The organism is Streptomyces sp. NPDC048590, assembly GCF_043199535.1.
Classification (GTDB): domain Bacteria; phylum Actinomycetota; class Actinomycetes; order Streptomycetales; family Streptomycetaceae; genus Streptomyces.
Genome location: NZ_JBICWC010000012.1, coordinates 193,334 through 217,376, shown reverse-complemented (window position 1 = coordinate 217,376; position 24,043 = coordinate 193,334). Strand labels below are relative to the sequence as shown.

Annotated in this window: 19 protein-coding genes; 8 read left to right on the top strand and 11 right to left on the bottom strand. The window is 71.4% G+C overall.

What is annotated here, in order from left to right:
* Window positions 1–70 precede the first annotated feature (70 nt).
* From gmd to ACGFNN_RS30630, 5 genes are read left to right on the top strand one after another with little or no spacing between them, the layout of a single operon-like run.
* The gene (gene gmd / locus ACGFNN_RS30650) at window positions 71–1,084 is read left to right on the top strand and encodes a GDP-mannose 4,6-dehydratase (RefSeq protein WP_362539798.1); all 1,014 of its coding nucleotides are present in this window, start codon (window positions 71–73) and stop codon (window positions 1,082–1,084) included.
* Window positions 1,081–3,861 carry a LamG-like jellyroll fold domain-containing protein gene (locus ACGFNN_RS30645; protein ID WP_393560805.1) on the top strand — a complete coding sequence of 927 codons (2,781 nt, stop codon included), beginning with the start codon at window positions 1,081–1,083 and terminating at the stop codon, window positions 3,859–3,861. The genes gmd and ACGFNN_RS30645 overlap by 4 nt, the downstream gene beginning before the upstream one ends.
* On the top strand, window positions 3,858–6,113 hold the full coding sequence (locus ACGFNN_RS30640) for a LamG-like jellyroll fold domain-containing protein (RefSeq protein WP_393560803.1): 2,256 nt from the start codon (window positions 3,858–3,860) through the stop codon (window positions 6,111–6,113). Before ACGFNN_RS30645 ends, ACGFNN_RS30640 begins: the two co-directional genes overlap by 4 nt.
* The gene (locus ACGFNN_RS30635; RefSeq protein ID WP_393560801.1) at window positions 6,110–6,811 is read left to right on the top strand and encodes a hypothetical protein; all 702 of its coding nucleotides are present in this window, start codon (window positions 6,110–6,112) and stop codon (window positions 6,809–6,811) included. The genes ACGFNN_RS30640 and ACGFNN_RS30635 overlap by 4 nt, the downstream gene beginning before the upstream one ends.
* A complete protein-coding gene (locus tag ACGFNN_RS30630; RefSeq protein ID WP_393560799.1) occupies window positions 6,808–7,635 on the top strand; it encodes a glycosyltransferase family 2 protein in 828 nt (275 codons plus the stop codon). The genes ACGFNN_RS30635 and ACGFNN_RS30630 overlap by 4 nt, the downstream gene beginning before the upstream one ends.
* Window position 7,636: 1 nt before the next feature.
* Here the strand turns inward: ACGFNN_RS30630 and ACGFNN_RS30625 are convergent, their stop codons facing one another.
* Window positions 7,637–8,800, bottom strand: a complete 1,164-nt coding sequence (locus ACGFNN_RS30625) for a glycosyltransferase (RefSeq protein ID WP_393560798.1) — start codon at window positions 8,798–8,800, stop codon at window positions 7,637–7,639.
* 133 nt (window positions 8,801–8,933) lie between these two features.
* On the opposite strand from ACGFNN_RS30625, the gene ACGFNN_RS30620 reads away from it, so the two are divergent.
* Window positions 8,934–10,454 carry a hypothetical protein gene (locus ACGFNN_RS30620; protein ID WP_393560796.1) on the top strand — a complete coding sequence of 507 codons (1,521 nt, stop codon included), beginning with the start codon at window positions 8,934–8,936 and terminating at the stop codon, window positions 10,452–10,454.
* Here ACGFNN_RS30620 and ACGFNN_RS30615 read toward each other — a convergent pair.
* Genes ACGFNN_RS30615 through ACGFNN_RS30605 form a run of 3 tightly spaced genes read right to left on the bottom strand, consistent with a single transcriptional unit; the run spans window position 10,423 to window position 14,656 of the window.
* Complete coding sequence (locus ACGFNN_RS30615; protein WP_393560794.1) at window positions 10,423–11,667, bottom strand: hypothetical protein; 1,245 nt, start codon at window positions 11,665–11,667, stop codon at window positions 10,423–10,425. The genes ACGFNN_RS30620 and ACGFNN_RS30615 overlap by 32 nt on opposite strands.
* Complete coding sequence (locus ACGFNN_RS30610; RefSeq protein ID WP_393560792.1) at window positions 11,664–13,352, bottom strand: lipopolysaccharide biosynthesis protein; 1,689 nt, start codon at window positions 13,350–13,352, stop codon at window positions 11,664–11,666. The genes ACGFNN_RS30615 and ACGFNN_RS30610 overlap by 4 nt, the downstream gene beginning before the upstream one ends.
* The gene (locus ACGFNN_RS30605; protein WP_393560790.1) at window positions 13,349–14,656 is read right to left on the bottom strand and encodes a glycosyltransferase; all 1,308 of its coding nucleotides are present in this window, start codon (window positions 14,654–14,656) and stop codon (window positions 13,349–13,351) included. Before ACGFNN_RS30605 ends, ACGFNN_RS30610 begins: the two co-directional genes overlap by 4 nt.
* 118 nt (window positions 14,657–14,774) lie before the next feature.
* Here ACGFNN_RS30605 and ACGFNN_RS30600 point away from each other — a divergent pair, with 118 nt between their 5' ends.
* Complete coding sequence (locus ACGFNN_RS30600; protein WP_393560788.1) at window positions 14,775–15,224, top strand: adenylyltransferase/cytidyltransferase family protein; 450 nt, start codon at window positions 14,775–14,777, stop codon at window positions 15,222–15,224.
* On the opposite strand, the gene ACGFNN_RS30595 is transcribed toward ACGFNN_RS30600, so the two are convergent.
* The 7 genes from ACGFNN_RS30595 to ACGFNN_RS30565 all read right to left on the bottom strand — a co-directional run bounded on the left by ACGFNN_RS30595 (window position 15,193) and on the right by ACGFNN_RS30565 (window position 22,558).
* Window positions 15,193–15,915 (bottom strand): CDP-alcohol phosphatidyltransferase family protein, encoded by a 723-nt coding sequence (locus ACGFNN_RS30595; protein WP_393560786.1) that lies wholly within the window; start codon window positions 15,913–15,915, stop codon window positions 15,193–15,195. The genes ACGFNN_RS30600 and ACGFNN_RS30595 overlap by 32 nt on opposite strands.
* Window positions 15,916–15,990: 75 nt before the next feature.
* Window positions 15,991–16,407, bottom strand: a complete 417-nt coding sequence (gene mnhG, locus ACGFNN_RS30590; protein ID WP_362539766.1) for a monovalent cation/H(+) antiporter subunit G — start codon at window positions 16,405–16,407, stop codon at window positions 15,991–15,993.
* Window positions 16,404–16,727 (bottom strand): monovalent cation/H+ antiporter complex subunit F, encoded by a 324-nt coding sequence (locus ACGFNN_RS30585; RefSeq protein WP_362539763.1) that lies wholly within the window; start codon window positions 16,725–16,727, stop codon window positions 16,404–16,406. Before ACGFNN_RS30585 ends, mnhG begins: the two co-directional genes overlap by 4 nt.
* Complete coding sequence (locus tag ACGFNN_RS30580; RefSeq protein ID WP_393560784.1) at window positions 16,724–17,353, bottom strand: Na+/H+ antiporter subunit E; 630 nt, start codon at window positions 17,351–17,353, stop codon at window positions 16,724–16,726. The genes ACGFNN_RS30585 and ACGFNN_RS30580 overlap by 4 nt, the downstream gene beginning before the upstream one ends.
* Window positions 17,350–18,990: a Na+/H+ antiporter subunit D gene (locus tag ACGFNN_RS30575; protein WP_393560782.1), complete on the bottom strand. Its 1,641-nt coding sequence runs from the start codon at window positions 18,988–18,990 to the stop codon at window positions 17,350–17,352. The genes ACGFNN_RS30580 and ACGFNN_RS30575 overlap by 4 nt, the downstream gene beginning before the upstream one ends.
* A complete protein-coding gene (locus ACGFNN_RS30570; RefSeq protein ID WP_362539754.1) occupies window positions 18,987–19,658 on the bottom strand; it encodes a Na(+)/H(+) antiporter subunit C in 672 nt (223 codons plus the stop codon). The genes ACGFNN_RS30575 and ACGFNN_RS30570 overlap by 4 nt, the downstream gene beginning before the upstream one ends.
* Window positions 19,655–22,558 (bottom strand): Na+/H+ antiporter subunit A, encoded by a 2,904-nt coding sequence (locus ACGFNN_RS30565; RefSeq protein ID WP_393560780.1) that lies wholly within the window; start codon window positions 22,556–22,558, stop codon window positions 19,655–19,657. The genes ACGFNN_RS30570 and ACGFNN_RS30565 overlap by 4 nt, the downstream gene beginning before the upstream one ends.
* Before the next feature lie 587 nt (window positions 22,559–23,145).
* Here ACGFNN_RS30565 and ACGFNN_RS30560 point away from each other — a divergent pair.
* A complete protein-coding gene (locus ACGFNN_RS30560) occupies window positions 23,146–23,967 on the top strand; it encodes a GNAT family N-acetyltransferase (protein ID WP_393560778.1) in 822 nt (273 codons plus the stop codon).
* Window positions 23,968–24,043: the final 76 nt, after the last annotated feature.

Here is a 24,043-nt window from a genome sequence, read left to right as displayed (position 1 = left end):
CGCATTCGGCTCAGATCCAGAAATTTCGGTGAACCAACCGCCCGACGGGCGGACAGAGAAGGGGGGAGTCATGGCTAAAACCGCACTCATCACCGGCGTGACCGGACAGGACGGTTCGTACCTGTCGGAGCTGCTGCTCGAGAAGGGGTACACGGTCCACGGGCTGATACGCCGCTCGTCGAGCTTCAACACGGAGCGGATAGACCACATCTACCAGGGCCCCGAGGAGGCGAACCGTTCGTTCGTGCTCCACCACGCCGATCTCTCCGACGGTGTGGCGCTGGTGAACCTGCTGCGCGACATCCAGCCCGACGAGGTCTACAACCTGGGTGCCCAGTCCCATGTCCGGGTGTCCTTCGACGCCCCTCTGTACACGGGTGACGTCACCGGGCTCGGCACGGTGCGGCTGCTGGAGGCGGTGCGTGCCAGCGGCATCGACACCCGTGTCTACCAGGCGTCCTCATCCGAGATGTTCGGCGCCAGCCCGCCCCCGCAGAACGAGAAGACGCCCTTCCACCCGCGCAGCCCGTACAGCGTGGCCAAGGTCTACTCCTACTGGGCGACCGTCAACTACCGCGAGGCGTACGGGATGTTCGCCACGAACGGCATCCTGTTCAACCACGAGTCCCCGCGCCGGGGCGAGACGTTCGTGACGCGCAAGATCACCCGTGGGGTCGCCAGGATCAAGGCGGGACTTCAGGACCGCCTGCACCTGGGCAACCTCGACGCCGTACGCGACTGGGGGTACGCCCCCGAGTACGTGGAGGCGATGTGGCGGATGCTCCAGTGCGACACCCCCGACGACTACGTGGTGGCGACCGGCGAGGGCGTCAGTGTCCGGCAGTTCCTGGAGTACGCCTTCGAGCACGCGGGGCTCGACTGGGCGGAGCACGTACGGTACGACCCGAAGTACGAGCGTCCCAGCGAGGTCGACGCGCTGATCGGTGACGCCTCCAAGGCGGAGGAACTCCTCGGCTGGAAGCCGGAGGTGAAGTCGCGCGAGCTGGCCCGGATCATGGTGGACGCGGACATCCGTCTGCTGAACGACCAGTTGGCGGGTTCCGCGGTCCGGGTGGACCGATGACCGGGCCAGGACGTCTCAGACGGACCCGGGGCGGCGTGTTCGCCTCGGTGCTGGCGCTGGCAGCCGGTGTGCTGGGGGCCTCGTCGACCGGTGCTCCGCCGGCCTCCGCGCTCACCCCGCCGGTCGGGTTCACCGCCGACAACCTGTCCACCTACCAGACCAACGGGATCGTCTGGGCTCTGGCCGAGGCCGATGGCGTGGTCTTCGCGGGCGGCACCTTCTCGGGCATCCGGCCGGCCGGGGCTCCCGCCGGGAGCAGCACGACACCGGCGGTGAACTTCGCCGCGTTCGACGCGTCCACCGGGGCTCCCACCAGTTGCTCGCTCTCCTTCACCCGGAGCAGCGGCACCGCCACGGTGCGGGCGCTCGCCGTCTCCCCCGACCGGTCCACGCTCTACGCGGGCGGCTACTTCACCACGGTGAACGGGACCGCGGTCAACGGCCTGGCCGCGATCGACATCGCCACGTGCCGGCCGCGGGCGGGATTCGCGCCCGGGTTCGGCGCGACGGTCCGTGCCCTGGACGTCGCGGAGGACGGCACCGTCTACGCGGGCGGCGACTTCCAGACGGTCAACGGCACCGCTCGCCGCTACTTCGGCGCCGTCACCGCTTCGGGTGCGCTGACCGGCTGGAACCCGGACGCCGACGAACCGGGCCGCGCCCTGCGGATCACCCCGGACGGGGGCAGTGTGCTGATAGGCGGCGACTTCTTCACGGTCGGTGGGACCGCGTCGCACGCCCTGGCGGTGACCAGCGCGTCCACCGGCGCCGTCACCCGCGCCTACGGCGCGTCGTTCATCCCGTCCTCCGCGGTCATCAAGGACATCGTCACGGACGAGGCGTCCGACGGCTGGTACGCGGCGGGCGAGGGGGCGGGCGGTGCCTCCTTCGACGGGCGGCTCGCCATGGAGCTGGACGGCTTCGGCCAGCGCTGGCGGGACACCTGCCAGGGGGCGACTCAGGCGCTCCGTGTCTACCGGGGGGTGCTGTACGCGGGCAGTCATGTGCACGACTGCTCGACGATGGGCGGCTTCCCCAACCAGGTGCGCAAGCATCTGACCGCCCAGTCCGTGGACGACCCCGATCTCCTGGGCTGGCTCCCGGACACCAACGACGGTATCGGTGAGCCGGTGGGACCGCGCGCGCTGACGGTGTCCTCCCGCGGTGGGCGTGACTACCTCTGGGTGGGCGGCGAGTTCACCACCGTCAACGGGACCGGTCAGCAGGCTCTCACCCGGTTCGCGAACGGTCCGGACACCGGAGCACCCGCCGCCCCGGCGGTGAGCGTCTCGGCGCCACGGGCCGGCGAGGTCCGGGTGAGCTGGCGCAGCTCCCTGGACCTGGACGACAGCCTGCTGACGTACCGGGTCTACCGTGACGGCGGTTCGACCCCGGTGTACACCACGACGGGCTCCTCGCTGTTCTTCAGCAGGCCCCAGTTGACGTTCACCGACCGGGACGTGGTGGCGGGCCGGACGTACAGCTACCGGATCACGGCGAGCGACGGCACGAACACCAGCGGGCTGTCCCCGGCGGCCTCGGTGACGGCCGCGTCCTCCGCCTCCCCCTACCAGGAGCGGGTGCTGGCCGACGGGGCCGATCTGTACTGGCGGTACGACGAGGCCTCCGGCGCCTTCGCCGCGGACGCCTCGGAGAACCGTGACGGCGGGGTGTACACGAACGCGCCCTCCTACCGCAGCAGTCCGGCAGCGGTGGCGGGATCAACGGCACTCTCCCTGAACGGCACGGACGAGTACGTCTACAGCGACCGGCTGCACCACTACACCTCGCCGACCCCGTACTCGGTCGAGACCTGGTTCCGCACCACGACGACGCGGGGCGGCCGGATCATCGGCTACGGCAACAACATCGGTACGGAGCGCGGCCACACGAGCAGCATCTCCGACAAGCTGGTCTATCTCACGGACGACGGCAGGCTCACCTTCGGCGTCCAGAGCGGGAGCAGCAGGCCCACCGTCACCTCCGCGGGCTCCTACAACGACGGCGACTGGCACCATGTCGTCGCCACCCAGGGGCCGTCGGGGATGGTCCTGTACGTGGACGGCGAGCCGGTCGGTACGAATCCCGCGACGGGCAACCGCTCGTACAACGGGTACTGGCGGGTCGGCGGGGACGCCATGAACAACGCCTGGCCGAACCGTCCGACGAGCGGCTACTTCGCCGGGCAGGTCGACGAGACGGCGGTCTACCCCTCGGCGCTGAGCGCCGCGCAGGTCGCGGCGCACCACGGCCTGGCCGGTACCCCGCCGGGGCCCGGCGGCAGCACCGTCACCCTGACGCCCGTCGAGGACGCGTACGTCAACAGCGTCTCCGCGAACACGAACTACAACGACAACCAGCTCGCCTCGCGCGGCACCACGGCCTATCTGAGCTATCTGCGTTTCGCCCTGCCGGCGGCCCCGGCGGGACAGGTGCTCACGGGGGCCCGGCTCACCTTCCGTACCTCGTCGGACTCGACGGCAGGATCGGCCGAGAGCCACAGCATCGTGCCGGTCACCGGCACATGGACCGAATCGGCGGTCACCTACAACACCCGGCCGACGCTCTCCACGTCCGTGCTGGGCACCATAACCGGCGCTACCTCCGTCTCCACCGGCTACTCGGCGGAACTGAACGCGCCGGCGCTGGACGGAGCCCTGGGCTCCGTCACCTCACTCGCACTGACCAGCGGCGGGACGGACAGTCTCCGCCTCTGGTCGAGCGAGGCAACAGCGGCCTACCGGCCGCAGCTCGTCCTCACCTTCGGAGATGAATGATGAACGCAAGCACGGGGCGGAGACCCGGGGGAAGCGGCCGCGTAAGGGCAGCCTCCGCCGCACTCTGCCTGTTCGCCGGTGCGCTGACCGCGACCGCGGCCGGTGCGTCCCCGGCGGCGGCGCTGACACCGCCGGTCTCGATCACCGCGGACGACCTCACCACCTGGCAGACCAACGGAATCGTCTGGTCGATGGCCGCCGCGGACGGGGTGGTCTACGCCGGAGGCACCTTCTCCACCGTCCGGCCGCCGGACGCCCCGGCGGGCACCTCGGAGGAACCGGCCGTCAACTTCGCGGCGTTCGACGCCGCGACGGGCGCGCCGACCGGATGCGACCTGTCCTTCACCCTGTCCTCCGGGACGGCGACGGTACGGGCGCTGGCGCTGTCCCCGGACGGCGGGACGCTCTACGCGGGCGGCCAGTTCGGGGCGGTCAACGGGGTCGGTGTCAGCAACATCGCGGCCGTCGACACCGCGACCTGCACGGTGCGCCAGAACTTCAAGATCGCCGTCTCGGCGACGGTCAGAGCTCTGGACGTGACCGCGGACACCGTCTATCTGGGCGGCGACTTCACCAGCGTCGGCGGACAGACCAGGAACCACTTCGCGGCGGTCTCCACCGGTGCGGCCCTGCTGCCGTGGACGGCGAACGCCGACGAGGTGGCGCGGGCCGTCCAGGTGACGCCCGACGGTGAGCACGTGGCGCTCGGCGGTGACTTCTTCACCGTCAACGGGACCACTTCGCACGCCCTGGCCGTGGTCGACGCCACCACGGGCGCACTGACGAAGAGCTATCCGGGGTTCATCCCCAACACCTCGACCGTGCAGGACCTGACGAGCGACGCGACCGGGCTGTACACCGCCAACGAGGGTACCGGGGGCGGGGTGTTCGACGGCCGGATCGCGATCGACCTGGACGACTACCAGCAGCGCTGGCGGGACACCTGCCTGGGTGCGACACAGGCCGTGCTGGTCCACTCGGGCGTCCTGTACAGCGGGAGCCACGCCCACGACTGCGCCAGCATGGGGGGATTCCCCGACCAGCCGCGCAGACACCTGCTCGCGCAGTCGGTGGACGACCCGGCGCTCCTGCCCTGGTTCCCGGACACCAACGACGGCATCGGTGAGCCGGTCGGCCCCCGGGTGATGGCGCAGACCGACAAGGGCGGCCGTCACTACCTCTGGGTCGGCGGGGAGTTCACCACCGTCAACAGCGCCGGCCAGCAGGGGCTGACCCGGTTCGCGGACGGTCCCGACACCGGTACGCCCTGGGTCCCCAACGTCAGTCTCACCACGCTCACGCCGGGACAGATCGACGTGAACTGGCAGACCAGCTTCGACACCGACGACGGTGAGCTGACCTACCGGATCTACAAGGACGGCGCGAGCACCCCGATCCACACCACCACGGGGTACTCGGTCTTCTGGGACCGTCCGCAGCTGAAGTGGACGGACACCGACGTGGCGGCGGGCGAGACCCACTCGTACCGCATCACGGCGAGCGACGGCACCAACACCAGCGCCAAGTCCCCCGCCCAGTCCGCCACCGTGGCCTCCTCGACCCAGGCCTACCCGGCCCGGGTCCTGTCCGACGGCGCCTCGCTCTACTGGCGCTACGACGAGGGCACCTCCACCTTCGCGGCGGACAGCACGGGCGGACTGAACAGCGGATTCCTGCGCAACGGGCCTGCCTACCGGCAGACCCCGGCCGCGATCGCGGGTGCCTCGACCGCCATCGGCTTCGACGGCTCCAGCGAGTACGCCTACAGCAACAAGCCGCACACGCAGCCGGCCCGCTTCTCGGTGGAGACCTGGATCAAGACGACCACCACCAGGGGCGGCAAGATCATCGGGTTCGGCAATCTGACGATGCAGAACAGCACCAAGTACGACAAGCAGGTCTACATGGCCAACAACGGGCGGCTGGTCTTCGGCGTCTACAGCGGCGGCTACCGCACGGTGACCACCACCGGGGCCTACAACGACGGCGAGTGGCACCATGTCGTCGCCACCCAGGGCACCGGCGGCATGGCGCTGTACGTCGACGGGCAGCTGCGCGCGTCGAACGCGCTCTACACGGGGAACGAGAACTACCCCGGGTACTGGCGGGTCGGCGGTGACAACCTGTCCGGCTGGCCGAACCGTCCGACCAGCAACTTCTTCGGCGGTCAGATCGACGAGACCGCCGTGTACCCCACCGCGCTGAGCGGTTCCCAGGTCAGCGCGCACTACGCACTGAGGACGTCTGAATGAGGCATCCGTTCCTGGCCGGCGCCGCCGTCGCTCTCGCGGCGGCGGTGCTGGCCGGCTGCGGCTCGTCCGGCGGGTCCGGCGACACGGGGAAGGAGACCGCCGCGGGCAGCAAGCCGTCCGCGGCGGTCTCCGCCACGCCCTCCGTCGCCGGTCCGGCGGCCGGCACCACGGCGCCGCAGCCTCAGAAGACCGGCACCGCACCGAAGGCCCCCGCCGGGGAGATCACCCCGGCCGCCGGGTCCTTCACCAAGAAGCAGAAGGAATATCTGACCGACCGCGTGCCCAAGGGGATGGATCCGGCAGCGGTGCTCCAGACGGGGCAGGAGACCTGCGACCGGCTCCGCTATCTGGTCAAGGCCGACCGGGACATCGCCGTGGGCTCGATCGTCTCCGGAGAGGTCACCGACGCGAAGCCCGCGGTGACCCACCTCTGCCCCCAGCACCAGGACCTGGTCGACGAGGCGGCGCTCGGATACGCCGACGGCACACACAAGGGCAGCGCGCTGCGACCCGGACGGTACCGGGCCGCCTCCCCCACCGACGCCTGCAGCTGGCAGCTGACCGGCGCGAACGGCAAGGCACTGGGCTCAGGCTCCTCGTCCACCGGCAAGCCGGTGTCCCTCACCGTCCCGCGGACCGCCCGCACCTTCACCTCCACAGGCTGCTACGCCTGGCTGCCTCAGGGAGACAACGGATGAACAAACTGCCCATAGCCGTGGCGATCCCCACGAAGAACGAGGGCCTGAACATCGCCGAGGCCGTGAAGTCGGTCCTGGGCCATTTCGAGGCCGTCGTCGTGGTGGACTCCCACAGCACCGACGACACGGCGAAGATCGCCGAGGAGTGCGGGGCCGAGGTGGTCACGTACACCTGGGACGGCGGGCACCCGCGCAAGAAGCAGTGGTGCCTGGAGAACGTCCGCACCGACCTGGACTGGATCCTGCTGCTCGACGGTGACGAACGGCTCAGCCCGGGGCTGCTGGCCGAGCTGCGCCGGATCTTCTCCGACCCGGCCTCGCCCAAGCCGGCGGCGTACGACATCCCCCTGGGCTACTGGTTCTCCGGCAAGCGGCTGCGGCACGGCTACACGATCCGCAAGAGGTCGCTGACGGACCGGACCCGGTGCCACTACCCCGAGGTGGGGGATCTCGCGGCACCGGGAATCGGTGAGGTCGAGGGGCACTACCAGCCGGTCGCCGCCACGGTGGAGGCGCTGAGCAATCCGATCGAGCACCAGGATCTCGACCCGGTCACCGCGTGGTTCGAGCGCCACAACCGCTACTCGGACTGGGAGGCGTGGCTGGAACAGCACCCCGAGGTCAAGGAGCAGGTGCGGAAGGTGAAGTCCCGTCAGGGGCAGCTCTTCCACAAGGCGCCGTTCAAGCCGCTGGTGTCGTTCGCCTACATGTACGTCTACCGGCGCGGGTTCCTGGACGGGCGCGCGGGACTGGACTTCGCGCTGGCCATGAGCTTCTACCGGTGGCAGATCGCCCTGAAGTCACGTGAGGGCAGGTCTGGTTGAGTCACCTGGCCCTCCGGCCGACCACGTCCTCGTAGGTCTGCCGGAGGGTGCGGGTGACCGCCTCGATGGTGAACTGCTCGTTGACCAGGTTCCACGCGGCCTTGCCCGCACGGTCGTTGGCCTCGGGCTCCAGGAGCTCCAGGACGGCGTCGGCGACCTTCCGCGCGTTGGCGGCGTCCTCGCCGACCCTGCTGTCGATCACCCTGCCGGACCCCGCCCCCGCCACGTCGGGCGCCTGCCCGCAGGTGCGGGTGATGACCACCGGGGTCCCGACCGACATCGCCTCCAGCACGGAGACGGGGAAGGGCTCCTCGATCGCCGGCAGCACGTACACATCGGCCTCGCGGTCGGCGGCCAGGACGTCGTCGTGCTCCAACGGGCCCACATGGTCGAGTGAGTCGGCCACCCCCAGCTTCCGGGCCAGTGCGAGGGTGCCGGACAGGGCGCCGGTGTCCGGACCGGCCAGCACGAAGCGGGCGTCCGGGTGGCGGGCGAGGATGTGCGGCATCGCCGCGACGAAGTCCTCGGGCCGCTTGCGCTCCTGGATCCGGGCGAGGTACAGCACGGTGGGAGGACGGCCGGGCTCACCGGCGGGCTTTCGCTCCTGCGGGCGGACCCCGTTGACGAGCCGCACGGTACGGGTGAGCGGGACGGGGGCGGCGACGGCGTTCACGTCGAGACGCTCCATCTCGGTCAGATGCAGCACCGCGTCCGCCTCACGCAGCACCTTGCGGACGCCGAGGACGTCGGTGAGCTGGGCGACCTTCTTCTCGGTGGGGTCGATCATGCCGTGGGTCTGGACGACCAGGGGGGTACGGGTCGCCAGCGCGAGCAGTGCTACCGGCAGGGTCACCAGGTCCCGCATCAGATGGACGTGGACGAGGTCGGCGCCCCGCATCATGCGCCGGGCTGTGTTCAGCAGCCTGGCGGAGGTGATCCCGCTGACCTCGAACATCGGGAGCAGGTGCCTGGCCTGGAAGAGGTGGACCGGAACACCCTCGACATCCGCGGGCAGTTCACCGTTCGGGAAGTCGTCGCCGAGGGCCATGACGCGTGCGTCGTCGCCGTGCTCCCGCTGGACCTTGGAGAGGTTGAACGCCACCCGGGTCGGACCGCCGAAGGCGTGGTCCGGGGTGTGGAGCGTGACAACGTGCAGGATTTTCACCAGAGTTCCCCTCAAGCTCGGCCGACTATTCACAGACTAGTCATCCCATCACCTCATGTGGGCGGATTCGTTAGAGTGTTCGCGGGCCACGAGGCCGGCGAACGGGCCCTGAAGGGCCGGTGATCGGGGGGTCATGACGTCCGTGCACGAGACGGTGGGTGCCACGCCCGGCCGGAAGGACGCCCGGCCCCTCTGGGCCGAGCCGCCGGAGCAGCCGATCGCCTGGTCCATGCTGTCGCGGGCACTGTCCGTGCCCCTCATCCTCGGCCTGGTGTGCTTCCTGCCAGCGGTGATCGCCGCCCAGCCCGGCAGCGGAGTACGGGACACCGCGTACTGGCTGCAGCTGGTGCTGACCTGCTATGCGGGGGCCCGGCTGGCGACGATGATCCTCTCCACCCGACGGAGACTGCTCCAAGGCGTCTTCTGGATGTTCGTGTACATCGCGATGGGCGTGGCCCCTTTCGCCCAGGTGGTGATCGGACAGACGCCGACACCGATGGTGGGTCCGCGCCAGGACCTGGTGACGGCCATCGCGATGGTCCTGGTGGGGTGTGCCGCCTTCGACCTGGGGGCGCTGCTGGCCTCCCGGCGCCCGCTGCGGCGCCGTACGGCCTCCACGCGGAGCGCGGGCGGAGGAGCGGCCGTGGCGCATCCGCTGCGGCTTCGACTGCTGGTGCTGGTGGCGTTCGCGGCGAGCGCGTTCTACGTGCTGAAGCTGGGCGGGCCCTCGGTCTTCTTCTCCAGCCGGCAGGAGATCAACGAGACCGTCGCGGCGAGCGGGGTGGCCTCCGAGGGCTCCAACGTCGGCTCGGCGTTCGTCAAGGGCTTCGGCCAGGTCCCGGCCCTGTTGGCGCTGCTCTTCTACACCCGCCGCCTGGCAACCTCCTACCGGGCCCGGCGGACCCCGTCGACGGCCCTGGTGTGGGTGGCGCTGGTGGCGTTGAACCTCGTGGTGAACAACCCGGTCTCCAACGCCCGTTACTGGTTCCTGACGGTGCTGATGGCTTTCGTGTTCACCGCGTTCCCGAGCAGTGCGGCGATCTACCGGGTGGTGCTGGCGACGGGGGTGGTGGGGGCACTGGTGGTGTTCCCGTACGCCGACAAGTTCCGGTACGACGACGAAGGGCAGCGGCCCGCGGAGTCGGCCTCGGTCTTCGAGCCGCTGGTGACCAAGGACTACGACCAGATGGTGATGTTCGCCAACAGCATCTCGTGGGTCGACACCCGGGGCCACACCTACGGCCGCCAACTGACCGGCTCCGCTCTGTTCTTCGTGCCGCGTGCGGCGTGGAGCGGGAAGCCGGAGGACACCGGGGTCCGGGTCGGGCAGTGGATGGGGCTGCGGATGACCAACCTCTCGGCACCGCTGTGGACGGAGTTCTGGGTCGACTTCGGCGCATCCGGGGTGATCGGGGGGCTCGCGCTGATCGGTTACGCGGTGGCCCGCACCGACCGCCGGTACGCGCTGGCCGTCACCCGGGCCGGGCCCGGTCCCGGGAGCGTGCTGGCCATCGCCGCGCCGCTGATCGCCGGCTACACCTTCATCCTGCTGCGCGGCCCGCTCCTGCAGGCGGCGGGAAAGCTGGCCATCGCCGCGCTGTGTCTGCTGCTGATCAGCACGTTCAAGGAGCAGAGGGCAGCGCGTCGGCGGTGACGTCGTCGTCGGGCACCGGCTTCCGGCGCCGGATCCGGGCCACCCTGGCCCAGGTGGCGACGGCCTTGCAGGCGGAACCGAGGCACAGCCCCCAGGCCGCACCCGGCACTCCGCCCAGGATGTAGCCGCCGGCCATGAAGGCGACGGAGGCCAGCGAGAAGACCACCTGGATGCTCAGTGTCGTACGCGGGTCGAGCATGCGCAGGGCGAGCAGTCCGCAGGTCCCGGCGGCCATGGCGGCGTACTGGCTCCCGGTCGCCGGCAGGAGCGCGGATGCCACCGGCCAGGTGTCGCCGAGGAGTTCACGCCCGGCCCGGCCGGGGAGCAGCGCCAGGACCGTCGTCCAGAGGGCGGCGGTGAGGGCGAGTACGGCGGCGAGCGCGGCGGTGGCACGCACCCGGCGCCGCTCGCCGGTGAGACGGCCGAGCAACGGCGGGCCGAAGGAGGTCGCGGAGGTGTACAGCACGTTCAACGGCCCGAACAGGGTGGTCGCTCCGCGCAGTGCGCCGACCAGGAGCGGATTACCCACGGCGCCGAGGCCGAGCACCGACAGCTGACCGGTCGCGTTTCCCACCCCGAACTCCACGACGAAGCGCCGGCCCAGATATCCGCGCCGCAGCATGGGGCGCAACCGCACCGGGGTCCGGGCGGTCGCGCGGTGGAGCAGGGCGGCGGACAGCAGGAGGGCGGGCAGGGCCGAGAGTCCCCAGACGGCGATCAGCCGGGCGGGGCCTGTCCCGTACTCCTGGGTGGACAGCGCGCCCAGCACACAGACCAGGCGCACCAGGTCCGAGCTCAGGGCGAGATGCGGGCGCTGGAGCGTGGAGAAGGCGTAGCGCAGGGCGTCCTGCCCGAGCACCACTGGCAGCAGCAGGCCGAGGACGGTCAGGGCGCGCGCGGTGTCCCCGGGGAGGAGTGCGCAGACCCCGGCCAGCAGTGCGCCGAGTGCGGCCGACGCGGCGACGGTGAACACGACGGCCGAGCGGCACGCACCCCTGGTCTCCTCGCCGCCACCGCGCCGCAGCACCAGGGGCTGGCCGGTGTAGGCGCCGAAGACGCCCAGCAGCACCGTGAAGACGAGGTAGACGGCGGAGAAGCGGGCGAAGTCGGCCACGGTGGAGAGCCGTGCGGCGGCGACCAGCACCAGGATGTTGGTGAGGGCCGCCACGCCCTGGTCCGCGACCGAAGCGACGATCGCGGTGCGGGCTCTCACCGGCGCGCCCCCGGGAGGGTGACGGAGCGCAGCCCCATGGTCTCGGCCGGGTCCCCGACGGTCTCCGGAGCGTCCTCACCCGGGGCGGGCCCGTCCGGTCCTCCCCCGGTTCGCCTGCGGGAGGACTTGGGCCGGCGTTCCTCGCGGCGGAGCCTGCCCCGGCCGGGGTGGAGCAGTGCGCCGAGCACGGAGCCGCCGGACGCGCTGATGATCTCGCGGATGCGTTCCAGGTCGCTGCGGTGCACCTCGCGGGGATCGCAGACGATCATGACGCCCTCGACGCGGTCCACGAGGGCGACGGCGTCGGCGTACGAGAGCACCGGCGGGGCGAGGACGATGACCACGGCGCCGGGCTGGTCGGCCTCGGCGACGATGCGTCCGACGGACGCGGAGGTCAGGGCGCGCGGCACGTTGTCAGCGGTGACCCCGGCGACGAGGGCGAAGGCTCCCGAGCCGGGGACGTCGACGTTGCTCCGTCCCCCGGCGGGCCAGGTGCGGTCGCCCTCGTCGGCCGCCCAGCGCGGAGGCCTGACCTCGTGGGCCGCCGGGCCGAGGTCCCGGGCGAGGGAGGGAGTGCGCAGATCGGCCTCGACGAGCAGGACGTCACGCCCCATCTCGGCGAACGCTGCGGCCAGGTTGACCGCGGCGGCGGACGCGGCGGCGTTGTCCCCGCGCGGCGCGGTGACCAGGAGGCGGCGCCGCTCGGCGAACGAGGGGTCGTAGGCGAGCCGGAAGGCGACCGCGCGGTACTCCTCGGCGAGCCGCGACCCGCTCCGTCCGATGGCGAGCAGGGCGCCCGCGGCGGCCCGCTCCCTGGGCAGGGTGCCGAGCAGCGGGGCACCGAGCGAGCGGACCAGTTCGCGCGGTGAGCGCACCGCGGGGTCGAAGACCAGCCGTACCCAGGACAGCAGCAGCCCGAGGGCGAGTCCTACGACGGCGCCGAGGCCGAGGAGCAGGGGAAGTCCGGCGCCGCTGGGCTCGGTGGGAGCGACGGGCTTCTTGTTGAGGTAGCCGGGAGTGGTGTCCAGCGCCCCCAGTTCGGAGATCTTCCGGCTGAGTTCCGAGATGGAGACGATGATGTTGGCGCGGGCGCTGCTGACGTCGTCCGCGGCGTCGACGCCGGTCCGCTCCTCCAGCAGGTCGCGCTTCTCCTCCAGCGGTTTCAGCTGGGCGCGGTAGCCGTCGGCCATGTTGTCGATGCTCTCCTCGGTACGCGCCTTGCGGTGCGCGAGGTAGGCATTGGCCAGGGCTTCGGCGCGGGAGCGGGCCTGCTCCGGGGTGTCTCCGGTGTAGGAGAACCGCAGGGTGAGGGTGTTGGGCGGGTTGGTCACCTGGAGGCCCGTGAGGAGCTTCCGCCCGGTGACGTCGTCGCCCTTCTTGAGCAGGGTCGCCGCGGCAAGGTCGCCCACGGTGTCGCTGACGGCGGTCTGCCGCTCGGAGCCGATGTTGATGCCCTTGTCCGCGGAGGCCCCGGTGGCGAAGGGGTCGGACGTGGCGGAGCGCACCTGCACCTCGCCGGTGGACGTGTAGGTGTCGTCGCCGCTGAGCGCGAGGAGACCCCCGCCGAGCAGGCCCAGTACGACACCGGTCACGAGCAGGGCGCGGTAGCGCAGGAGCTGACGGAACTGGTCGCGCAGCAGCGCCGGTTCGTCGTGGTCGTCCGCCGGGCGGATCGGATGTGTCATCGGCCTTCTCCCCCTTGGATGTCCCCTGCCCGCTCGGCCCGGATCCCCGGTGCCGCGGCTCCGGCGCCCTCGAGCGCCTCGGTGAGCAGCGCGTCGAAGCGGGCGAGGCCCGCCTGCCTGCCCAGGTGTTGTTCGACGTAGCGCGGGCCGTTGGCGCCCAGCGTGTCCGCCGCCGTGCGGTCGGCGGCCAGGGTGCGTACGACGGTGAGGAGGGCGGCCGGGTCCTCGGGGGCCACGAGGACTCCCGCGCCCGAGCGCCGCACCTCGTCGGCGGTGCCGCCCTCGGCGGCGACGGACGCCACGACCGGGCGCCCCGACACGAAGTAGGAGGTGAGCTTGGACGGCACGCTCATGTCCAGCACCGAGGCCCGCTGGGTCACCGCGAGCACGTCCGCCGCGGCGAGCACGTCGGTGAAGTCCCCGGCCTCCGCGGGCGGGAGGAACTCGACGTTCTCGAGCCCCGCCGCCTGCTCACGCAGCAGGTGGCGCTGGTTGCCGTCGCCCATCAGGACGACCTTGATGTCCGGGGCCAGCCGTGCGAGGGCGACGAGGACGTCCAGGCCCTGCTTGAGTCCCATGTTCCCGGAGTGCAGCAGCACGGGGGTGCCCTCGGGCCAGCCGAGTCGGGCACGGGTCGTCGCCCGGGCGCCCGAAGGGCTGGCCACATGAGTCCAGTTGGGGACCACCCGGATGCGTCCGGGATCCACCCCGAGGGCGGTGACGCCCTCGACGAAGCTCTCGTGGATGACTCCGACGAGGGCCGCTCCGCGCAGCGCGTACCGCTCGGCCCTCGCGGCGACCGCCGCCGCCCTGTCACCTCCGCGTATGCCGCTCTGGGCCGCCGCCGCGCCCATCAGGTCCTGGACCACGGGTATGTGCGGGACACGGTGGCGGCGTGCCAGCCGGGCCGCGATCACACCGCCCGCGAGACTGGGCATCTGGGAGACGACCGCGTCGGGTCGCCCGGGGGGCGGCGCGAGTATGCCGTGGATGAGTAGGGATGCCTCGAACGTCGCTCTTCGCAGGGCGGTCTGACGGGGTGGCACATAGTGCCGCCGCCTGTGCACGCGCACCCCGTGGTGGTCCTCCTCGCGGCGCCACACGCCTCTGTACCGCTCGTCGACCCGCCAGGCCGGGTAGTGCGGCATACCGGTCAGGACGTCGGTCCTGGCGCCGGAGGCCGCCCAGTGCTCGGCGAGCTGGGTGGCGTAGGGGCCGATGCCCGTCAGCTCGGGGGCGTAGTTGGTGGAGACCACGAGGATTCTGCGGTCGCCGAACGGTCTCTGATGCTCTGCAGCGGACAACGGATGATCGCCTTCCCCCCGGAACAGCCTCTGCTTCGAGCTTATCCGTTCACGGGATGCACAAGTGTTTTTCACAGTAAGGTCGTTGCACCAGTTCCACCGTGGGGGGAGAGAACGGATGGTGCAGCACAGGGTCGGGTACGCGCCGGGGGTGTACGACCTGTTCCACGTCGGTCACCTGAACATCCTCAGGCACGCCCGCAGTCAGTGCGACTACCTGGTGGCGGGAGTCGTGTCCGACGAGATGGCCGCTCTGGTCAAGGGTCACCGGCCGGTGATCCCGCTGCCCGAGCGGCTCGAGATCGTGCGCAGTGTGCGGTACGTGGACGCGGCGTTCGTGGAGACCGTCCCGGACAAGGTCGAGACCTGGCGGCAGGTCCGCTTCGACGTCATCTTCAAGGGCGACGACTGGCGGGGCACGGAGAAGGGCGAACGCCTGGAGCGGGACTTCGCGGAGGTCGGCGTCGAGGTCGTCTACTTCCCGTACACGGTGCACACGTCCAGCACCCAGCTGCGCCGGGCGCTGGACGTGCTCGTCAGCCCGCCCGGAGCGCTCTCAGCTCCCTGAACCACTTGGCCAGGAACGCCACCAGGAAGACGGAGTGCACGGCGGCCAGCACGGCGTACCCGGCGCGGAAGGCCCCGGGTGCGCCGAGCAGCAGGAAGACCAGGCAGAAGACCCCGTAGTCCGCAGGCAGGAGCGCCACGGCGCGGGCACTGGAGGCCGGAGCGCCGCCGGCCGGGGCCGCGCCGCCCGCCGCCCTGCCGAGCTGCTCCCTCAGCAGCCCCGCGCAGAAGGTGAGCACGGCGACGAAGAGGAATCCGAGCGGGAGCAGCAGCCACCCCTCTCCGGGCACCCCGCCGAAGCGGTGGAAGGAGATGAGGACGGCACTGTGGACCAGGATCATCTTCGCGCAGTCCACGACGTGGTCGAGCCATTCCCCGTCCGGCCCTCCGCGCCCCGTGAGCCGTGCGAGCTGCCCGTCGGCCGAGTCGAAGGCGAAGCCGATCGCCAGTCCCGCGTACACGAGCACCCCGAGCTTCCAGGTGGGCTCGCCCAGTGCCACCGCCGAGATGGCCGCGAAGGTGAACGCCGCGCTGATCATGGTCACCTGATTGGGCGTCAGCCCCACGCGGAAGGCCCCGGCGGCGAGCAGCCGTCCGGCAGGCCTGTTGATGTACCGCGAGTAGATCGAAACACCCTTGGACGACTTCTGGGCGCCGCGCAGTTCGCGCAGCACCGTACCCGTGTCCGACATACGCCCCCCAGCGTCCGGTTCTTCCCGGCCGCATCATCGCAGACCGCGCGCCCCGGACACGGCCACTCGGCGCATTCACTGTCCCGGTGGCCGGTCCTGCCGAGTGTCCCCATCCGCGGGCGGGTCGGTCCCGCGCCGTGGTTCCGGTTCCGTCAGCTGCGCGTCCAGGTCGTCGAAGAGGAGTTCCCCGCGCTCGATCTGACCCGTCCGGTAGGCCGAGCGGGCCACCAGGTGGGCGGCGACCGGCCCTGTCATCAGCTGGAAGAATCCGATAAGGCCCAGCGTGGCCAGGTCCATCCCCCCGCGCAGTCTCATCCCGACCCCGGCGAGGACCAGCAGCAGTCCGAGCGTCTGTGGCTTGGTCGCCGCGTGACTGCGCGACAGGACGTCGGGCAGTTTCAGCATGCCGGCCACGCCGAGGAGGCAGATCGCCGCGCCGACGAACACCAGCACCGCCCCCGCGGTGTCCAGGACCTGCGTCCACGGGCTCACCCCCGGCCCCCCTTCCCGGCGTTCCTCGGCCGCGGCCGAGGCTTGTCGCGTACGGCGATGAAGCGGGCGATGCCCACCGACCCGGTGAAGCCGAGGAAGGCGAGCACCAGCATGATCGGGAAGTAGAACGCGTCCCGGGCGTATGCCGATTTGGCACCCAGGCCCGCGATGACCACCGCGGCGAACACGTCGAGCGCGATGGCCCGGTCGAGCATCGAGGGGCCCCGGTTGACCCGGACGAGCAGCAGCGCTCCCGCGACGACGATGAGGACGACGGCGGCGGTGATCAGCACCCGGTCGACGTTCTCGGGACCGCTCATGACTCCTCCTCGGCGCCGCCGGTTCCGGCGGCGGACGGCGGCTCCGACACCCTGGCGATCTCGTCCCGGGTGCCGAAGGCGCGTACGGTCAGCTCCTCCAGCTTCCAGACCTGGCGCCTGGCCGCCTCCAGCTCCTCCGGCCGGTCCGCGTCCAGGACGTGCAGGAAGAGCGTGGCGGTCGCCCTGCGGACCTCCACGACGGCGCCGCCCGGCACGTTGGACACGGTCACCGCGGTCGCGGCGAGCATCAGGTCTCCCCGGCAGCGCAGCGGTACACCGATGACGGCGGGCCGGTGCGGTCGGCCGGCGAAGATCTGCCGGGTGACCCGTACCCCCGAGGTGTACATGTCGTAGAGCAGGTAGCCGGCGAGCCGGAGGATGCCCCAGGGGTGCAGCCGCAGCCCCAGATCGACCTGCGGCAGCGGGAAGGCGAGGCAGACGGTGACCGCGACGACCACGCCGGTGACGAGGTTGGCCCAGGTCAGGGTGGACCAGAGCAGCACCCAGATCAAGGTGAGCCAGGCGATCAGCGGAAGGTCCAGCACGCGTCGCCGTCGACCGGCGAACTCAACGCTGTAGGGCGGAAGTTCCGGGTTCTTGTAGGAGAAGGTGATCAGGCGCCTCACGGGCCGAGCACCTCCTCCACATAGGGCCGGCGTGCGACGAGTTCGTCCGCCGCCCGGTCGGTGAAGGCCGTCAGCGGACCGGCGAGGACGGTGAAGGCCAGCCCCAGCAGGACGGCTCCCGCGGTGGCTGCGGTCATGGCCCAGGGCGGCCGCACGGTGGTGATGACGTCCGTCCCGAGCAGGGTGGCGGCGGGCGCCTTGACCGGTCCCACCCCTTCGTCGCCCGTGCCGGGGATCCGGTCGGGTCCGGCGTCGCTGTCGTCGTCGTCGCTGTCGTCGGCGGTCTCCAGCACGGTGCCGTAGGCGGCCTGACCCGGTGGCTCGGTCCGCCAGAAGGCCAGATTCCAGATCTTCGCCATCACGTACAGGGTGAGCAGGCTCGTCACCGTCGCCCCTGCCACGAGCACCCAGGCCCAGACGCTGCCGTCGGCGACACCGGCCCGCATGAGACCGAGCTTGCCGATGAACCCCGAAAGGGGCGGGATGCCCGCGAAGTTCATCGCCGGGACGAAGAAGAGGACGGCGAGCAGAGGTGCCGTACGGGCCAGTCCGCCGAGCCTGGTCAGCTCGTTGGTGCCGCCCCGTCGTTCGATCAGTCCGGCGACGAGGAAGAGCGTCGTCTGGACGGTGATGTGGTGCGCGACGTAGAAGATCGCACCTCCGTACGCGGCACGGGTGGCGAGGCCGATCCCGAAGACCATGTAACCGATGTGGCTGATCAGGGTGAAGGAGAACAGCCGCTTGAGATCGGTCTGGGCCACCGCGCCGAGGATGCCGACGGTCATCGAGGCGAGGGCGACGGCCATGAGGAGGTCACCGAGCCGGTTCCCGGGGAACAGGAGGGTCTCCACCCTCAGCATGCAGTAGACGCCGACCTTGGTCAGCAGCCCGGCGAATACGGCGGTGACGGGTGCGGGGGCGGTCGGGTAGGAGTCGGGGAGCCAGGCGGCGAGGGGGAAGACCGCGGCCTTGATCGCGAAGACGGTGAGCAGCATGGCCTGGATCAACGTCTGCACGCCCTGCGGGAGTTCGCCCAGCCGGACGGCCAGCTGGGCGAGGTTGGCGGTTCCGGCCGCCGCGTAGGTCATGGCGATCACGGTCAGGAAAAGCATGGAGGAGAAGAGCGAGATGATCACATAGGTGGAGCCCGCCCTGATCCTGGGTCCGGTGCCGCCGAGCGTGAGCAGCACGAAGCTGGCAACCAGCATGATCTCGAAGCCGACGTAGAGGTTGACGAGGTCGCCCGCGAGGAAGGTGAGGGAGACCCCGGCCACCAGGATGAGGTAGGCGGGGTGGAAGACGGCCACGGGTGTCGTCTTGTCGCGGTCCGCCATGCCCTGGCCGAGGGAGTACACCAGCACCAGAAGGGTCACGGCCGAGGAGACGGTCAGCATCAGCCCGGCCAGCCGGTCGGCGACCAGGGTGATCCCGAGCGGCGGCGCGAAGTCCCCGAGGTCGACGGAGAGGGGACCCTGCCGGTCGGCGGCGATCATCAGCGCCACCGAGAGGGCGAGGACGGCGGAGAGCACGGCGACACTGATGACGCGCTGGAAGCGCGCCAGCCGGGTACCGAAGGCGAGGCTCAGACCGGTGGCGCAGAAGGGCAGCAGGACCGGCAGCGGGACGAGGGCGTTCATCCGGCGGCTCCCCCGCCGGGACCCGCCGTGGGCGCCTCGCCCGGAGGCGACCCCCCGGGTGAGGGTCCGGGGCCGGAGGGCCGGCCGCCGGTGCTGTCGGCGTCGTCGTTCACGTAGTCCTCCGGGTCGGCTCCCAGTACGTCGTTCCACAGGTCTCCGCCGGCGTCCCGGCCACGGGCCTGCAGGGCTCGGTCGGCGCGCAGCCGGGCCCTCAGCTTCCGGTGCTTCTCGCGGTACCGGGCGCGTTCCGTGCGTGTACGGCCGGACTCCGACCGGTACTCCTCGCGGAGCTCGGCGCGCCGGCCGAGTACCTCGGCGCGCAGGAAGATCCGCCGGTCCTCCAGGTCGTCGTGGACCTCGTCCGTGCCGGTGAGCTGGTAGCCGCGGTACGCCATGGCGAGCAGGAACGCGGTGGTGGCGAGGGTGATGACGATGGCCGTCAGGGCGATCGCCTGAGGCAGGGGGTCGGTGACCCGGCGCAGGGGCACCCCGTAGAGCAACGGCGCGGCACCGGCCGAACCGGTCGCGGACAGAACCAGCAGATTGATGCCGTTGCCGGTGATCACCGCGCCGAGCAGGATCCGGGTGAGGGGGCGGGTGAGCATGAGCAGACCGCCGACGGCGCAGAGGACGACGGCGGTGGCGAGGAGCGAGAAGCTCATGGTCATCGGTTCGGTTCCCCCCGCCCGGAGTCCGTCGCCGGCACGAGTGCGCCCGCCGCCCGCTCGATCTGCCGGTCGACCTTGGCGCCCAGCGCCCGGACGATGTCCAGGACCACGCCGAGCACCAGCAGGTAGACGCCGAAGTCGAAGAGGACCGAGGTGCTGAGGTGGTAGTCGCCGAACAGCGGGAGGTGCCCGTGGTACGTCCAGGCGTGCAGCACCGTCCCCTCGGCGAGTCCGCCCAGTGCGACGCCGGTGGAGACGAACAGGCCCAGGCCGGTGAAGAGTCCGGGCTGCAGCGGCGCGGCTTCCGCCAGCTCGAACCTGCCGCCCGCCAGATAGCGGGTGATCAGCGCGAGCCCCGCCACGAGTCCGGCGACGAAGCCGCCTCCCGGCATGTTCTCGGCGCAGAACAGCAGATAGAGGGAGAGCACCAGGATCGGGTGGAAGAGAAGTCTGGCGACCACCTCGAAGACGACGGAGCGGTGTTCGGGCGCCAGGGTGGACCCGGCGGCCAGCCAGTCGCGTTCGGGTGCGGTGTCGTCCCCCTGGGGCAGGCCGCTCAGCCGTCCGGTCGACAGTGCCCAGGCCGTCTCCCCCGTCAGCTCCTCCCTGTCCGCGGCCGTCTCGCCGCGCCGGTGGAGGTAGATCAGGCTCGTCACGCCGATCGCGGCCGCCGCGAGGACGGCGGACTCCCCCAGCGTGTCCCAGGCCCGCAGGTCGACGAGGATGGTGGCCACCACGTCCTTGAGGCCGTGATCGGCGACCTCCTCGACCATCGCGGCGCCCGCCGGTTCGGCGGTGCGCGCGGCACCGGCCACCCACACGGCCACCCCGACCGTCGCCGCGGCCCCGAGTGCGACCGGGATGCGCAGTGCCCGCCGCCAGGTGCCGATCGACTCCTCGAAGCGGACCGGCATCCGGCGCAGGACGAGCACGAAGACGATCATCGACACGGTCTCGACGCAGAACTGGGTGAGAGCGAGGTCGGGCGCGCCCTGGACGACGAAGAGCAGCGCGGCCCCGTATCCGGTCAGCCCCGCGAGCACGACCGCCTTCATACGGCGGCTGACGGTCAGACAGGAGAGGGCGGCCGCGCAGGTCAGCAGCGCGACTCCGCCCTGGAGCGGGGTGTCCCAGACACGGGGCGCGACCGCCCCCTCCCAGGGGCGGTCGGTGACCAGCACGGCCAGCTGACCGGCGAGCATGACCAGCAGGGTGATGGCGAGGTAGCCGGAGAGGGATCCACGCTGGACGAATCCGGTGACCTGGAGGGCGACGCGTTCCAGGCCGAGAAGGAGGTGCCCGAAGACGCTGTCCGCGGTCGGCCAGGCCACGCGGCGGGAGAACCGGGTGACGCCGCCGCGCACCGCGAAGAGCAGGGCACCGGCGGCCCAGGCCAGGACGGACAGCAGCAGGGCTGCGCCGAGGCCGTGCCAGAGCGCCAGGTGGTAGGGCTCGGCGGGCACTGGGAAGGTGTCCGCGTAGGCGGCGAACAACGGGTCCGTCCACCCGACGCCGGGACCGAGGACGAGCCCTGCCACGGCGAGCACCGCGGGCGGGAACAGGAAGGCCGCGCCGATCCGCCGTGCGGGGGTGTCCGCGAGCCCCGGCTTCCGGGCGAAGGCGCCCCAGACGAAACGGAGGGTGTAGGCGACGGTCAGCGCGGAGCCCACGACGACCGCGGCCAGGGTCCAGCGGTCGGCCGCGTCGCCGTGCATGAGGGCGTCGAACGCGGCCTCCTTGGCGGCGAATCCGAGGAACGGCGGCAGGGCGGCCATGGAGGCGGCGGCGAGTACCGCGACGGCCAGGAGGTGGGGCGTCGTGCGCCCGAGACCGGAGAGCTTGCGCAGGTCACGGGTACCGGCGGCGTGGTCGACGATTCCGGTGACGAGGAACAGCGCGGCCTTGAAGAGGGCGTGGGCCAGGATCATCGCCACGGCGGCGAGCGCCGCGTCCCGGTTGCCCGCACCGGCCAGTACCACCAGGAAGCCGAGCTGGCTCACGGTGCCGTAGGCGAGCACCAGTTTCAGGTCGTTGAGCCGCAGCGCCCGCCAGCCGCCGAGGAGCATGGTCGCTCCCCCCAGTACGAGGACCAGGGGCCGCCAGACGGGCACGTCGGCGAAGGCGGGCGCCAGCCTCGCCACCAGATAGACACCGGCCTTCACCATGGCCGCGGCGTGCAGATAGGCGCTCACGGGGGTGGGTGCCGCCATGGCGTTCGGGAGCCAGAGGCTGAAGGGCCAGATCGCCGATTTGGAGAGGGCTCCGCAGAGCGCCAGGACGACGGCCACCGAGACGGCGGAGGTCGCCTCGGGCGGATCGGCGACGATGGCGGAGATCCGGTAGGTACCGGCTTCCTGACCGAGGATCAGGAAGCCGACGAGCATGGCGAGTCCGCCCAGAGTGGTCACCGTCAGTGCCTGGAGGGCGGAGCGGCGGTTCTGCTTGCGCCGGCTGGTGTGCCCGATCAGCAGGTAGGAGAAGACGGTGGTCAGTTCCCAGAAGACGTAGAGCGTGATCAGGTCGTCCGCGAGGACCAGGGCGGTCATGGCCCCGGCGAAGGCGAGCAGATTGCCGGCGAAGGGGGCGAGTTGGGGTGAGTCGTCCTTGAAGTACGACGCGCAGTAGAGCAGGACGAGCATGCCCACGCCGGCCGCGAGCAGGACCATCAGCTCGGCGAGCGCGTCGAGACGGAGAGCGACCCACACGTCGTAGGTGGGGATCCACTCCCAGGACCAGGTGACCGCCCGTCCGGAGGCCGCGCCCTCCCACCGGGTGCCCGCCCACACGGTCGTCGCCGCCGGGGGCAGGGCGAGCACGACGAAGGCGAGCCTGCCGAAGCGCCGCACCAGCGGAACCGCGCAGGCCGCCAGGACGAAGTGACTGACGATGAGCGCGATCACGACGGGAGGTCCGGAGCAAAGGCCACCGAATACAGATATATCCCCCGGCACGGTTCACCCGTCCGGCGCGCCGCGCGGAGGCCCGACCGCTGCTTCCGCTCAGCTCCGGTGTCCGCCGCCGCCCGCTCCGCCGTGGTCATGGAACGGCGTGTGCCCTGTTCGCGGACGGTCACACGGCATGGTGTGCGGCCGCCCCCGTACGTCTTCTCCGCTCCGGTAGGCACCCGTCCTGATCACCCGATCGGCGTCCAGGGGCAGATGGGCCGGCTGGTCGGGGAGCTCTTCGGGCAGTCCCCTGGCGCCGGCCTCGGAGCGCCGGACGCGGCGGGCCTCGCCCGACACCGTGAGGCCGTCACCCTCGGCCGATCTGTTCACACTGCGTGGAGATCGTGCACCGGCCACGACCGTCGCCTCCCTGGAACCGCCGGAACTCCGCACGCGCTCCCAGCCTCGCCCCGGAGGCCGCCTGCCGCCACCCGGGTGACGACGAGCGGCGGCCCCGTCCCGCGCCGGGACCCCCCGCGCCCTTTTCCGACAGGGAACGGAAACCGCGTGACCGGACCGGGTTCCGCCTTGCAGGATGGAGCATGACCTGGACCTTCACCGATGACGTCGACGTCTTCCTGGCCGCGGCGGGGCCCGCACTGGCCGCCCGGCCGGCCGAGAACACCCTGCTGCTGACCATCACCGCCACCCTCCGCTCCGAAGTGCCCCAGGCCTACGGGCCGGAGCCGCCGGTGATGGGCTGGTGGCGCGGGGCGGACGGCGAGGTGACCGGGACCCTGGTCCGCACCCCGCCCTTCGTGCCGGTCCTGGGGGCGGTTCCGGCCGAGGCGCTCCTCCCTCTGACGGAGGCGATACCTCTTCCCGGCGTCAACGCGGACCGGGCGACGGCGACGGCCCTGGCCGCCCGGTGGCCGGGCCACCGGGTGGACGCCGAGCACCGTCTGTACCGCCTGGGTGCGCTGGTGCCGCCCGACCCCGGACCGGTCGGCGGCGCCCGACCCGCCACCGCCGCCGACCGGGCACTGCTCGTCGGCTGGGTGCGGGCCTTCGGGCGGGAGACCGGCCAGTCCGGCGCGCGGGCCGAGCAGATCGTGGACACGTACACCGCCCGGGGCGGGCTGACCGTATGGGAGACCGAGGGCGTCGCGGTTTCGATGGCGGGCGCCTCACGGAGGATCGCCGGTGCCGTGCGCGTCTCGGCCGTCTACACCCCGCCGGAGCACCGGGGCCGCGGTTACGCGGCGGCGGTGACGGCAGAGGTGAGCGGCGCGGCCAGGGCGGAGGGGGCCCGCGAGGTACTGCTCTTCACCGACCTGGCGAATCCGACGAGCAACGGTGTCTACCGGCGGATCGGCTACGAGGCGGTCTCCGACCGGCTGCTGATCACCGCCGCACCGGAATGACCGGGACGGAGCCGTGGGTGAGCGCCGGAGAGTGCCGGCGGCCACACGGGCATGTCACCGCAATTCGCATCGAGTG

Coding starts and splice junctions, on each gene's coding strand:
- ACGFNN_RS30640 (WP_393560803.1), top strand. CDS start 3,858: ATGATGAACGCAAGCACGGGGCGGAGACCCGGGGGAAGCGGCCGCGTA.
- ACGFNN_RS30635 (WP_393560801.1), top strand. CDS start 6,110: ATGAGGCATCCGTTCCTGGCCGGCGCCGCCGTCGCTCTCGCGGCGGCG.
- ACGFNN_RS30630 (WP_393560799.1), top strand. CDS start 6,808: ATGAACAAACTGCCCATAGCCGTGGCGATCCCCACGAAGAACGAGGGC.
- ACGFNN_RS30620 (WP_393560796.1), top strand. CDS start 8,934: ATGACGTCCGTGCACGAGACGGTGGGTGCCACGCCCGGCCGGAAGGAC.
- ACGFNN_RS30595 (WP_393560786.1), bottom strand. CDS start 15,915: ATGTCGGACACGGGTACGGTGCTGCGCGAACTGCGCGGCGCCCAGAAG.
- ACGFNN_RS30610 (WP_393560792.1), bottom strand. CDS start 13,352: ATGACACATCCGATCCGCCCGGCGGACGACCACGACGAACCGGCGCTG.
- ACGFNN_RS30560 (WP_393560778.1), top strand. CDS start 23,146: ATGACCTGGACCTTCACCGATGACGTCGACGTCTTCCTGGCCGCGGCG.
- ACGFNN_RS30585 (WP_362539763.1), bottom strand. CDS start 16,727: ATGAGCGGTCCCGAGAACGTCGACCGGGTGCTGATCACCGCCGCCGTC.
- ACGFNN_RS30575 (WP_393560782.1), bottom strand. CDS start 18,990: ATGAACGCCCTCGTCCCGCTGCCGGTCCTGCTGCCCTTCTGCGCCACC.
- ACGFNN_RS30645 (WP_393560805.1), top strand. CDS start 1,081: ATGACCGGGCCAGGACGTCTCAGACGGACCCGGGGCGGCGTGTTCGCC.
- ACGFNN_RS30570 (WP_362539754.1), bottom strand. CDS start 19,658: ATGACCATGAGCTTCTCGCTCCTCGCCACCGCCGTCGTCCTCTGCGCC.
- ACGFNN_RS30600 (WP_393560788.1), top strand. CDS start 14,775: ATGGTGCAGCACAGGGTCGGGTACGCGCCGGGGGTGTACGACCTGTTC.
- gmd (WP_362539798.1), top strand. CDS start 71: ATGGCTAAAACCGCACTCATCACCGGCGTGACCGGACAGGACGGTTCG.